This window comes from Pseudomonas sp. 2FG (assembly GCF_005502935.1).
GTDB lineage: Bacteria > Pseudomonadota > Gammaproteobacteria > Pseudomonadales > Pseudomonadaceae > Aquipseudomonas.
In genome coordinates, this window is record NZ_SCMP01000008.1 from 145771 (window position 1) to 158520 (window position 12750).

At 60.9% G+C, this 12750-nt stretch carries 10 protein-coding genes and 3 pseudogenes; 9 read left to right on the forward strand and 4 right to left on the reverse strand.

From position 1 onward, the window contains the following. Positions 1-4: 4 nt before the first annotated feature. From dapF to FFS13_RS10390, 4 genes and pseudogenes are all read left to right on the forward strand, one after another. Positions 5-835, forward strand: a complete 831-nt coding sequence (gene dapF, locus FFS13_RS10375; RefSeq protein WP_137819024.1) for a diaminopimelate epimerase — start codon at positions 5-7, stop codon at positions 833-835. Then, positions 832-1533 (forward strand): DUF484 family protein, encoded by a 702-nt coding sequence (locus tag FFS13_RS10380; RefSeq protein ID WP_137819025.1) that lies wholly within the window; start codon positions 832-834, stop codon positions 1531-1533. Before dapF ends, FFS13_RS10380 begins: the two co-directional genes overlap by 4 nt. Positions 1534-1619: 86 nt before the next feature. Continuing rightward, positions 1620-2498: pseudogene (gene xerC / locus FFS13_RS10385) on the forward strand (tyrosine recombinase XerC); the annotation flags it as partial. A gap of 157 nt (positions 2499-2655) precedes the next feature. Then, entirely contained in the window at positions 2656-3357 is a 702-nt protein-coding gene (locus FFS13_RS10390) for an HAD family hydrolase (protein WP_137819027.1), read from the forward strand. Between the two features lie 77 nt (positions 3358-3434). Here FFS13_RS10390 and sutA read toward each other — a convergent pair whose 3' ends face one another. The 4 genes and pseudogenes from sutA to glnK form a co-directional block, all read right to left on the reverse strand. Next, complete coding sequence (sutA, locus tag FFS13_RS10395) at positions 3435-3758, reverse strand: transcriptional regulator SutA (protein WP_137819028.1); 324 nt, start codon at positions 3756-3758, stop codon at positions 3435-3437. Positions 3759-3835: 77 nt separating this feature from the next. After that, positions 3836-3919: pseudogene (locus FFS13_RS10400) on the reverse strand (YjbQ family protein); the annotation flags it as partial. Between the two features lie 293 nt (positions 3920-4212). Then, positions 4213-5532, reverse strand: coding sequence for an ammonium transporter (locus FFS13_RS10405; RefSeq protein WP_137819029.1), 1320 nt, complete (start codon positions 5530-5532; stop codon positions 4213-4215). Between the two features lie 33 nt (positions 5533-5565). Next, positions 5566-5904: a P-II family nitrogen regulator gene (glnK, locus tag FFS13_RS10410; RefSeq protein WP_003457590.1), complete on the reverse strand. Its 339-nt coding sequence runs from the start codon at positions 5902-5904 to the stop codon at positions 5566-5568. Between the two features lie 406 nt (positions 5905-6310). Here glnK and FFS13_RS10415 point away from each other — a divergent pair, with 406 nt between their 5' ends. From FFS13_RS10415 to FFS13_RS10435, 5 genes and pseudogenes are all read left to right on the forward strand, one after another. Next, on the forward strand, positions 6311-6571 hold the full coding sequence (locus FFS13_RS10415) for an accessory factor UbiK family protein (RefSeq protein WP_119953263.1): 261 nt from the start codon (positions 6311-6313) through the stop codon (positions 6569-6571). A gap of 39 nt (positions 6572-6610) precedes the next feature. Next, positions 6611-8104 (forward strand): YifB family Mg chelatase-like AAA ATPase, encoded by a 1494-nt coding sequence (locus tag FFS13_RS10420; protein ID WP_137819030.1) that lies wholly within the window; start codon positions 6611-6613, stop codon positions 8102-8104. Positions 8105-9511: 1407 nt separating this feature from the next. After that, positions 9512-10600, forward strand: a pseudogene (locus tag FFS13_RS10425) (methyl-accepting chemotaxis protein); the annotation flags it as partial. Between the two features lie 179 nt (positions 10601-10779). Beyond that, positions 10780-11451, forward strand: a complete 672-nt coding sequence (locus tag FFS13_RS10430; RefSeq protein ID WP_137819031.1) for a hypothetical protein — start codon at positions 10780-10782, stop codon at positions 11449-11451. Between the two features lie 196 nt (positions 11452-11647). Beyond that, positions 11648-12727, forward strand: coding sequence for a hypothetical protein (locus FFS13_RS10435; RefSeq protein WP_137819032.1), 1080 nt, complete (start codon positions 11648-11650; stop codon positions 12725-12727). The last annotated feature ends 23 nt before the right edge of the window (positions 12728-12750 follow it).

Below are 12750 nucleotides of genomic sequence, written 5' to 3' on the forward strand. Positions count from 1 at the left end.
GGTCATGTTGCTGCGTTTCACCAAGATGCACGGCCTGGGCAACGACTTCATGGTCCTCGACCTGGTCAGCCAGCACGCGCACATCCTGCCCAAGCACGCCAAACAATGGGGCGACCGCCATACCGGGGTCGGCTTCGATCAGTTGCTGCTGGTCGAGCCACCGACCAACCCGGAGGTGGATTTCCGTTACCGCATCTTCAACGCCGACGGCTCGGAAGTGGAGCAATGCGGTAACGGTGCCCGCTGCTTCGCCCGTTTCGTGCTGGACAAGCGCCTGACCATGAAGCGGGAAATCCGCGTCGAAACCTCGGCCGGGGTCATCGAACTGAATGTCCGCACGGACGGGCAGATCAGCGTCAACATGGGCGCCCCGCGCCTGGCGCCGGCGCAGATTCCGTTCCAGGCCGACAGCCAAGCCTTGAGCTATCAGGTCGAAGTCGACGGCCAAAGCGTCGAGCTGGCCGCCGTGTCCATGGGCAACCCGCATGCGGTGTTGCGGGTGGAGGATGTCGGCAGCGCGCCGGTTCATAGCCTGGGGCCGAAGCTGGAACAGCATCCGCGCTTTCCACAGCGGGTCAATGTCGGCTTCCTCCAGGTCCTCGACCGCCAGCAAGCCAAATTGCGCGTCTGGGAGCGCGGCACCGGTGAGACGCAAGCCTGCGGTACCGGCGCCTGCGCCGCGGCGGTCGCGGCCATCAGCCAGGGCTGGATGGACTCGCCGCTGCAGATCGAGCTGCCCGGCGGTCGCCTCTCCCTCGAGTGGGCAGGGCCAGGGCAGCCGGTTATGATGACCGGACCCGCCGTCCGGGTTTACGAAGGACAGGTTCGTCTATGACCGACAAGCGCCAGGACCCGCCACAGCCCCTCGACTCCGAGGCGGTCGCCGCCTATCTACGTGCCCATCCGGAGTTCTTCGTCGATCATGACGAGCTGCTGCCCGAGCTGCGCATCCCGCATCAACGCGGTGAAGCGGTGTCGCTGGTCGAGCGCCAGGTCAAACTGCTGCGCGAGCGCAACATCGAGATGCGCCATCGCCTGTCACAACTGATGGACGTGGCGCGCGACAACGACCGGCTGTTCGACAAGACCCGCCGGCTGGTGCTCGATTTGCTCGACGCGGTAAGCCTGGAAGAAGTGGTCGGCGCGGTGGAAGACAGCCTGCGCCATGAGTTCCAGGTGCCTTTCGTCAGCCTGATTCTGTTCAATGAAACGCCGCTGCCGGTCGGGCGCTGGGTCAGCAGTGCCGAGGCCCATCAAGCCATAGGCGGGCTGTTGGCCGGCGGCAAGACCATCTGTGGCGTGCTGCGCAGCCATGAACTGGCCTTCCTGTTCGGCGAAGACGAGCGCGAGAACGTCGGCTCCGCCGCCGTGGTCGCCCTGGCTTATCAAGGCCTGCATGGCGTGCTGGCGATTGGCAGCGCCGATCCGCAGCACTACAAAAGCTCCCTCGGCACACTGTTTCTCGGCTACATCGCCGAAGTCCTCGCCCGCGTCTTGCCGCGTTTCGCCACGCCGCTACGCTCGGTACGCTGAGGCAATCTAGGCTGGGATAGACCGCAGGTCGCCACCAACCGGTGCACCGCACCGCCAGCGCCGGCCACTCGCAGGAGCATTCATGCATGCACGCCGCTCTGGACGCCTACCTGAAACACCTGCGCAGCGAGCGGCAGATGTCGCCGCATACCCTCGCGGCCTATCGACGTGATTTGCTGAAATTGCTCGAGCTCTGCGACCAGCAGGCCATCACCGCATGGGCCCAACTCGATGTGCGCAGCCTGCGCAGCTTCATCGCCCGCCTGCATCAGCAAGGCCTGTCGGGGCGCAGCCTGGCCCGGCTGCTCTCGGCAACCCGCGGCCTCTACCAGTTCCTGATCGGCCAAGGGGTGTGCCAGCATGATCCCGCCAACGGCGTGTCCCCGCCGAAGCGCGAACGCCGTTTGCCGCGCACGCTGGATGCCGACCGCGCCCTGCAACTGCTCGATGGCGCGGTGGAGGACGACTTTATCGCCCGTCGCGACCAGGCCATGCTCGAACTGTTTTATTCCTCCGGCTTGCGCCTGTCCGAGCTGACCGGCCTGGACCTGCAGCAACTCGATCTGGCCGACGGCCTGGTGCAGGTGCTCGGTAAAGGCGGCAAGGTCCGCGTGCTGCCGGTCGGGCGCATGGCCCGCCAGGCGCTGGAGCACTGGCTGCCGCTGCGCGCCCTGGCCAAGCCCGTGGATGGCGCGGTCTTCATCAGCCAGCAGGGCCGCCGCTTGGGCCCGCGGGCGATTCAGCTGCGGGTACGCCAAGCCGGGGTCCGCGAGCTGGGCCAGCATCTGCATCCACACATGCTGCGGCACTCATTCGCCAGCCATATGCTTGAGTCCTCGCAGGATCTGCGGGCGGTGCAGGAGTTGCTTGGGCATGCCGATATCGCCACCACGCAGATCTACACCCATCTGGACTTCCAGCATCTGGCCGCGGTCTATGATGGCGCCCACCCACGGGCCAAACGCTCCAAAGCCGGACAGCACGCGAGCGTTATAAGCGAAGATGAGACAAGGCCAAAACGTGCGCGGCCGCAGAGTTCAGAAAACATAAATGAGCAGGCCGAGCCGGCTCCAACGCCGGATCAATGAGTCCAATAGCTCTCGTTCCACCTGAGAAGACTGAATGAGCATTCAACTAGTTACCTTCGACCTCGACGACACCCTCTGGGACAACCGCCCGGTGATTGAAGGCGCGGAAGCCGCGATGCGTGACTGGCTGATACTGCACGCACCGCAGCTGGGCGGATTGCCGGTCGAGCATTTGTGGGCCATCCGCAGCAAGCTGCTGGCAGGCGAGCCGACGCTGAAGCACCGCCTGAGCGAACTGCGCCGCCGCACGCTGTTCCACGCCCTGGAAGGTGTCGGCTACCCTCACCAGGAGGCCATGGCGCTGGCCGAGGGCGCCTTCCAGGCGATGCTCCATGCCCGCCATCGCATCACCTTCTTTGCCGAGACCGTGCCGACCCTGGAGCTCCTCGCCGGCCGCTTCATCCTCGGCGTAATCACCAACGGCAACGCCGACGTGCGCCGCCTGGGCCTGGCCGACTATTTCCAGTTCGCGCTGTGCGCCGAAGAGTTGGGGGTCGGTAAACCCGATCCACGCCCGTTTCTTACCGCCTTGCAGCGCGCCGGCGTCGCCGCCAGCGCCGCCGTGCATATCGGCGATCATCCCGGTGACGACATTCAAGGTGCACGTGAGGCCGGGATGCGCGCGATCTGGTTCAACCCTGAGCGCAAGGACTGGAGTGCCGCAGAGCGCCCTGATGCCGAGATTCATAGCCTGGCCGAACTACCGGCCGTGTTGCATGGATGGACCAAGACGTAGGCTTGCGATGCCCGGGCCTGCACTCCAGAAAGCAAAAGCCCGCCAAACGGCGGGCTTTTGCATCAGCATCCGGGCACTTAAATAGGCCGGCTGCCGTATTTGCTGTCCGGCTTCTTCGGCGGGTCGGCCACCACGTTCGGCTCGACTTCCTGCACCTTGCCGCCACGCGAGAGAAACTCCTGCATGGCACGCTCTAGAGCATCACGCTCCTTCTGCTTAGCCTCGATACTCGGCAGCTCTTCGATGTCGACCGCCGCCTTGGCTTTCTTGCCCGACTTGACCAGCGGCTCGCCGTCGCTATCGCCGTCATCATCGGCGCCATCATCCGCGGCAGCCAGCTCCTCGCCTTCATCCTCGGCGCCACCTTCCAGCTCGTCTTGTTCCAGGTCTTCGTCGCTCATGTTTAACCTCATGACTTGCGCAAAGCAGGTTAGTTATAGCCCAGCTCCGTCCGCTTTCGAACGTTGCCGGGAAAAATTCAAAGAGCCTCGCCCTGCAAGGTGGCGAGCACTCGGCGCGAACCCGCGTGATCGCGATGCTCGCCCAGATAAATTCCTTGCCAGCGGCAGGCTCAGCTGACCGCCGGGGCTGCATTCTCGTTGCGGCTCAACGAGGCCGAGCCGCGCGGCCGTGATGCGCGCTGACCAGGCTCTGCTGCCACCTACGGATCTGCGCAGTTTCGGCGCGCATTCTAGCGCGCTGCGAGAAAAAGCAAAGAGTGCTTGTTAGAGGCTTTTGTTTATTGCCGGAGTCCCGTTATGCGGCAACCGCGGCTAGACGCGAAGGCTGCCCCCGGGCTGGCCGCAAAAAGCAAAATGCCCGGCACTGCCGGGCATTTTTTGCAGCGCCGAACGCTTACAGGTTATAGCCGCGCTCGTTGTGCTGAGCCAGGTCGAGACCAACGGTCTCTTCCTCTTCGCTGATGCGCAGGCCCATCACCAGGTCGAGCACCTTGAGGATCACGAAGGTGACGATGGCGGTGTAGACCACGGTGAAACCAACACCTTTGAACTGGATCCAGACTTGTGCGGCGATGTCTTCTACAGTGCCGAAGCCACCCAGTGCCGGCGCCGCGAACACGCCGGTCAGCAGCGCGCCGACGATGCCGCCGATACCGTGCACGCCGAAGGCATCCAGGGAGTCGTCATAGCCGAGCTTGCGCTTCAGACTGGTGGCGCAGAAGAAGCAGATCACCCCAGCCGCCAGACCGATTACCAAGGCGCCCATCGGGCCCACGGTGCCGGCCGCCGGAGTGATGGCCACCAGACCGGCCACCACACCCGAGGCGATGCCCAGAGCGCTCGGCTTATCGTGAGTGATCCATTCGGCGAACATCCAGCCCAGGGCAGCCGCCGCGGTGGCGATCTGGGTGACCAGCATGGCCATGCCAGCGGTGCCGTTGGCGGCAACGGCGGAACCGGCATTGAAGCCGAACCAGCCGATCCACAGCATGGCCGCGCCCATCAGGGTGTAGCCGAGGTTGTGCGGCGCCATCGCCGTGGTCGGGTAGCCCTTGCGCTTGCCCAGCACCAGGCACGCCACCAGACCGGCGATACCGGCGTTGATATGCACCACGGTGCCACCGGCGAAGTCCAACACACCCCAGTCCCACAGCAGGCCGCCGTTGCCGCTCCAGACCATGTGGGCGATCGGTGCGTAGACCAGGGTGAACCAGATAGCCATGAAGATCAGCATCGCGGAGAACTTCATGCGCTCGGCGAAAGCCCCGACGATCAACGCCGGCGTGATGATGGCGAAGGTCATCTGGAAGACGATGAACACGCTTTCCGGGATGGCATAACTCAGGCTCGCTGGCGTGACACCGGCGAGGAAGGCCTTGGACAGGCCGCCGACGAAGGAGTTGAAGTTAACCACCCCCTGCTCCATACCGGCGGTGTCGAACGCGATGCTGTAGCCGTAGATGACCCACAGAATGCTGATCAGGCCGGTGATGGCGAAACACTGCATCATCACCGAGAGGATGTTCTTCGAACGGACCATGCCGCCGTAGAACAGGGCCAGGCCGGGGATGGTCATAAACAGTACGAGTGCGCTGGCGACGAGCATCCACGCGGTATCACCGCTATTCAACACAACCTCGTCAGCGGCCATGGCCAGACCGGGGGTAACGAGGGACAACAGGGCTCCTAGCCCTGCGAGCTTACGCAGAGTCATATTGTTTTCTCCTGGGGCGTTGGGTTCGGCGGCTTAGATTGCGTCGGTGCCGGTTTCGCCGGTACGGATGCGGATGGCCTGTTCCAGATTGACCACGAAGATCTTGCCGTCACCGATCTTGCCGGTGTTGGCGGCCTTGGTGATGGCCTCGATCACGCGATCCAGTTGGTCGTCGGCGATGGCCACGTCGATCTTCACCTTGGGCAGGAAGTCGACCACGTATTCGGCGCCGCGATACAGCTCGGTGTGGCCCTTCTGCCGCCCGAAGCCTTTGACTTCGGTGACGGTGATGCCCTGCACGCCGATCTCCGACAGCGACTCGCGCACATCGTCCAGCTTGAACGGTTTGATGATGGCAGTGACTAACTTCATGAAACTCTCTCCCGTATTGGTGGACTTGCCCCAGGAAAAACGAACCCGGCTCAAGTCTAAGCGCAGTGTCTGGCTTTGTAACGCATCGGGCACCCTCGCTGTGGCCACTCCGACAACAACCAATCGCTCTTGGCGAAACAACTCCCCGCTTCGCCTTACGCACCGAACTGCATCGGTGCATGCGTCATAGGCCACCAAGCAGAAAGCTTGCCAGCTCTGTGAAAAGCTTGGTTTTCAGGCATTTATCATCTGAAAGCCGCACTGTGACCGGATTGCGCAAGTGAGTCACGCACAACAACAGTGCGCACTGCGCCCCACTAGCGCCCTAAAACCGTGCAAAACGTCGCCCCCGTTCAGACGCGATGCTGCGTGTTACACTGCCGGCCGTCTTATCCGGAACCCCGCCATGCTGCCGCCCAAAGCCTTGCTCGATGCCCTCAGCGCTCACGCCTCCCGTCTGTTCAACGGCGATAGTCCGTTGCCGCGTAGCGAGTTCGAAACACAGTTCAAAGCCCTGTTGCAGAGCGGTTTCAGCAAGCTGGACCTGGTCAGCCGGGAAGAATTCGACAGCCAGATGGCCGTGCTGGCGCGCACCCGCGCGCGCCTGGAGGCCCTGGAAGCCAAAGTCACCGAGCTGGAAGCCAAACTGTCGCCGCCCACCGAGTAACGCACTCGGCGTGAGCGGCATGTGATCAAGGAGTGATCCATGTCTCTGGCCATCGTCCATAGCCGCGCGCAAGTCGGCGTCGAAGCCCCGGCGGTCACAGTCGAGGCCCATCTGGCCAACGGCCTGCCGTCGCTGGCGCTGGTCGGTTTGCCGGAAACTGCGGTCAAGGAAAGTAAGGACCGGGTGCGCAGCGCCATCCTCAATTCCGGCTTCGACTTCCCGCCACGGCGCATCACCTTGAACCTGGCGCCCGCCGACCTGCCCAAGGATGGCGGCCGCTTCGATCTGGCCATCGCCCTCGGCATTCTCTCCGCCAGCGGCCAAGTGCCGGGCGCCGCGCTGCTCGAGGTCGAATGCCTGGGCGAGCTCGCGTTATCCGGCGCCCTGCGGCCGGTGCAGGGCGTGCTGCCCGCCGCGCTCGCCGCCCGCGCCGCCGGGCGCGCCTTGGTGGTGCCGCGCGCCAATGCCGAAGAAGCCTGCCTGGCCTCGGGCCTCGTCGTGATCGCCGCCGACCACCTGCTGGAGCTGGCGGCGCACTTCAACGGCCAGACTCCGCTGGCGCCCTACCAGGCCCAGGGCCTGCTGCGGCACGCCGCGCCCTACCCCGACCTCGCCGAGGTGCAGGGCCAGGTCGCGGCCAAACGCGCCCTGCTGGTGGCGGCCGCCGGCTCGCACAACCTGTTGTTCAGCGGTCCGCCCGGCACCGGCAAGACCCTGCTGGCCAGCCGCTTACCCGGGCTGCTGCCGCCGCTGAACGAGCGGGAAGCCTTGGAAGTCGCCGCCATCCAGTCGGTGGTCAGCCATACGCCGTTGAACGCCTGGCCCCAGCGGCCATTCCGTAATCCACATCACAGCGCCTCGGGGGCGGCGCTGGTCGGCGGCGGCAGCCGGCCGCAGCCGGGCGAAATCACCCTGGCGCACCAGGGGGTGTTATTTCTCGATGAGCTGCCGGAGTTCGATCGCAAGGTCCTGGAAGTGTTAAGAGAGCCGCTGGAAAGCGGCCAGATCGTCATTGCCCGGGCGCGGGACAAGGTGCGCTTCCCCGCCCGCTTTCAACTGGTCGCGGCGATGAACCCCTGCCCGTGCGGCTATCTGGGTGACCCGAGCGGCCGTTGCCGCTGCAGCTCCGAGCAGGTCCAGCGCTACCGCGCCAAGCTCTCCGGGCCGCTGCTCGACCGCATCGACCTGCACCTCACCGTGGCGCGGGAAACCACCGCGCTGCATGTGCCGAGCGCGGCCGGCGCCGACAGCGCGAGTGCCGCCAGCCTGGTCGCCCAGGCACGCGAGCGGCAGCTACAGCGCCAGGGCTGCGCCAATGCCTTTCTCGATTTGCCCGGCCTACGCCAGCATTGCGCGCTCGGTAGCAGCGACCAGGCCTGGCTGGAAAGCGCCTGTGAACGCCTGGGCCTGTCCCTGCGCTCGGCCCATCGAGTGCTCAAGGTCGCCCGCACCCTGGCCGATCTGGAACAGATCGAGGCCATCGGCCGCGCGCATCTGGCCGAAGCCCTGCAGTACCGGACGAATTTGTCCTGAAGCGGCTGTCGGCGGCAGAGCGCGATAAAGCTGAAGGCTGCCTAGCCCAAACGTCCAGCGCAGGCAACGGCAACGTCGCCACGGCCTCACACAAGCGCTCCTGCTTGGATCTGCCGGGCTCCTTGGGGCACCCACCAGGCAATCGTCTAGACTACTTGCCAGCGCGGTCGGCGTAAGTAGAGTGCGGCGCCCCGCAGCAATGCCCTCGGCCATCGGCACCCATGCTGAGGGACGGTCCATAGATTAAAAGTAAATCTGCCCCCCCTTTTCCTGTGACACGCGGAAAGTCGGGGCGACCGAAACAAGCTGCAAAGTCAGAGTCTGGCTTGTTGTTCTAGAAACCAGGGAGCCCCTATTTCGCTACTTTGCCGCTTCTGCCACGACAGACGGGATCAAAGCGGATCGGCTATGCACAGATGAAACCGCGCGGGATCCGCAAAGGATGCTGCCATGTCAGGCATTTCAGTCTTGGGGGCGTAAATGAAAAATCTTAAAATCTGGCAAAAACTGGCATTGATGGGTGCCGTTTTCATGCTTCCTTTTGCCGTGGTGACCTACAAGATGGCGTCCTCCATCGACGCACTGGGGGTCGAATTCGCCCGGCAAGAGCTTCGTGGCGTGGAATATTACACCCCGTTACTTGGCCTCCTGAAGCATCTGCAACAGCACCGCGGCATGACCAACGCCTGGTTGAGCGGCGATAGCTCCTTCAAGGACAGAGTGGCCGGCAAGAGCGCCGAGATCGAGAACGATCTCAAGCGCATGGACGAGCTCGACCAGCGCCTGGGCAGCGCGTTGCGAACGAGCCAGCAATGGGCGGCCTTGAATGCGGCCTGCCGCGACCTTCTGAACCAAACGACCAGCCTGTCTCTTGAGGATGGTTTTGAGCTACACACGAAGGTGATCGGCGACACCATCGCCCTGATCACCGACGTCGGCGATGCTTCCAACCTGACCCTCGATCCCGATCTCGACAGTTACTACCTGATGAATGTGCTCATTTTTCAGGGGCCCGAGTTAGGTGAACTGCTGGCCCAGGCTCGTGGCCTGGGCAGCGGCATGGCGGTCCAGCAGAAAGGGACAGCCGAACAGTTCGAAAGACTGAACCGCCTGTCCATCCTGGTGGCGTTTCTGCAGAAAAAAATGCAGGAATCACTGAGCAAGTCCTTGCAGGCCAATGCAGCGCTTGGACCGCAACTCGAAACGCACACGCAAACCACCATGAATGCTGTCCAGGACGCGGCGAGCTACGTCAGGAGTCTGGCCGTAAGCCGCAAGCTGGATACCAGCGAGGATTATTTCGCGACTATGAGTCGGAGCGTCGACGCGGTTTTTGACGTGGAGGCTGACACCGCCAAGGCCCTGAAGGGCCTGCTCGACAAGCGCATCGAGAAACTCCAGGGCGAAGTGCTCTTGACGCTGGCAGGGGCCGCGCTCGGCCTGCTGGTGGTTTCCTGCATCGGCTTCTTCATCGTCCGCGACATCACGGTTAGCCTCCGGCAGGTCGTGGGAATCGCCAACCAGATTGCCTCCGGGGATCTCACGGTGCAGACAACCGCCGGGGCGCGCAAGGATGAAGTCGGGGTATTGGCGCATGCGTTTGGGCGAATGGTCGCCGGCCTGAAGGAGACGGTCGTCGCCGTGCAGAAATCTGGCATCCAGGTCAACACTTCGGTCATGGGGATCTCGGCCACGGCCAAGCAGCAACAGGCCACGGCCAGCGAGGTCGCCGCGACGACGGCCGAAATCATGGCCACTTCCAAGGAGATTTCCGCCACCTCCCGGCAACTGGTCAAGACCATGAATGAGGTTTCCGTGGCTGTCGAGCAAACCGCGACGCTGGCGGGCAACGGACAAAGCGGCCTCAGCCGCATGGATGAAACCATGCAAAAAGTCATGGCCGCCGCCGGCCTGATCAATACCAAGCTGGTGGTGCTTAGCGAAAAGGCCGGCAACATCAATCAGGTGGTCACCACCATTACCAAGGTCGCCGATCAGACCAACCTGCTGTCGCTGAACGCCGCCATCGAAGCCGAAAAAGCCGGTGAATATGGCCGCGGTTTTGCCGTCGTGGCGACGGAGATCCGGCGCCTGGCCGACCAGACCGCGGTGGCGACTTACGATATCGAGCAAATGGTGCGGGAAATCCAGTCGGCGGTGTCAGCGGGCGTGATGGGCATGGACAAATTTTCCGAAGAGGTACGCCGTGGCATGCAGGACGTGCAGCAGGTCGGCGATCAGTTGTCGCAGATCATTCACGAGGTACAGACCCTGGCACCCCGTTTTGAAGCGGTCGGTGAAGGCATGCAGGCCCAGGCAGCGGGAGGGGAGCAGATCAGTGAGGCCCTGACCCAGCTTGGCGAGGCCTCGCAGCAGACCGTGGAATCACTGCGCCAGTCGACCAGGACGATAGGCGAACTTAATCAGGTGGTGGGCGGACTGCGCGACTCGGTGTCCCGTTTCGGGCTGCAGGAGTTAGGGGCAGGCGCGGTCTGATCGGCATGGCTACCGGGTTTAATCGGGGAACACTCAGGAACTGGTTTATTTCTAGTCGTAAACAAAGAGTGGCGACCACACCTTGACTCTACCAGAGGCAACTCTCTACCTTGAGTTTCAAACGTTGCACCCAGTTTTCGCCGCAACCCACTGAAAACTAAAAAATAAGGGCTCCACAGATGAATCATATGGTTGTTAGCAATTTATTTCGGATATCCGAAGAGGGCCCGGTTAGCACTCAAACACCCAATCCTGAGCTTGTGCACCTGCGCCAAGGCGACATGGATGGTGCTTGTGGGCCCTACTGTATCGTCATGGCGCTCATTGCTTTGGGGCTGATGACTCGAAGCCAAGCTGAGAACATGGATCAATTTGATGGGCGCGGAAAAAAAGGGCACTTTCGTGATGCACTAAAGGATTTTGGTGCTTTGGTTTCACAGGGCACGAATACCAATGATTTACTCCGACTTACAGACTTTTTTAAAACCGAACAACTCAAAAGAAATCATGTTTTCGGCAAGAAGGAGGACGTTTTTAATGCAGTAAATGATGCTGTTGAAGATGCTCTGCCAATCATCTGTCTGCGCTGGGAAGGTGGTTCAGGACACTGGTTACTGGTAGTGGGATATCAAGGCATTAAGTGCGACGGCGAACTGCGTGCTACTCACTTGCTGTGCCTCGATCCCGGACAAGAAACCCCGACAACTGGACTCTGGAATGCCGTTGTGGAGGTGTTTAAGCCTGACGGGTTATCCGCCGAACGCGGGCGCTTGAGCTCTGCGCACTGGGGTATGAGCGGCGGGAAGAGAAAATGTAAGCTTGAAGATACCTTGATTCTGAAAATTAAGTGATGGGCTGATCCAGTGTCGAGGACATACCGAAAACAGAAGCCCTTCTAGATTGAAGTACACCCCATGGGATAAGTAGGTGGGCGGCTCGAGCAATGATTTACACGTTGCTTTTTGGCGAGCCATTAACTAGACCCCTTAATTTAGCTCGCTTTAATTTTCAATTCAGACTATATAGAAATATAGGCAGCCCTGACAAATGAAAACCAAAGAATCCAATTCATCCGCCATTTTTATTGGCGCCAGCAATGATACCGAGCCTGGAATATTTATTGATACGAACTCTCCAGCCCATCTAATTCCAGAGTTACTGAGAAAAGAATGCGGAAAGTCAGCCCATGAGAAACCTATTACTGAAGCCCCCATCGCTATTGTGGCTGTAGGAAAACTCGGCCGCTCCATGCTTGAGCGTGCAGGGCTGGCATTGATGCGCCCGTATATAACTATTGTAATTGATACTGACCGCAAGTGGTTAACATATAGCACCTACGCCACTCGTACGTTACTAGTCGACTGCAAGGGAGTGCCGGCGAAAAGCCAGAGTGAAGTGAGGCGTATTGTCATGCTTCAACAGGAAGAAATTGGACATTTATTAGATGGCCTAGACGTGGTTGTTCTTCTTACGGGATTAGGAGGCACTGCAGAAACTGAAATATCCTGCGTAGTGGCCGATATTTTGGCTACACGTAATAATCCAACCTTCGCTGTTGCAATTACCGCATCTGAAACTGAGGGGGAAATACTTTACAAACGCAGCACTGCAGGTTTGAAAGCATTGAGAGGGCGAGTAACAGCGTTGCTTGAGGTGCAAAATCATGCACTTGAAGAAGAACAAATAGTGTTAACAAAAAAAGCATATTTCGAGCGTGCGGCACAACTAGCCGAGCAGTTCATCCGTGTTATCGCATCTCCCGCCCCGACTCCTGGGTTAATTGGTGTAGACATTGTCGACGTAATGAGCGTCCTGAGTGGTGGACGGGCAATAGTGATGGGCTGTGGCACTGGGAATGGCATAAATAGTGCCTCAATTGCGCTGAAAGCCGCTTTAAGCGGGACTGTATTGGAAATAGAAAAATTACGCTCGGCTGACGGGCTAATGGTTTTAGTGGAAATTGGAAACAATTTTAGTATCGACCAATTTGGCCCTATGTATGAACTAATCGATACGTATTTTAGCGAATATACAAATGTTAAAATGTCCTGCATTCACATTGAGGAGTTAGAAGTTGACGCTCGTGTCACGGTACTGGCTCGGCTTTTACCAGAAGCACTAGATTGAGAGCGCCTCACTAAGCCCAGCAG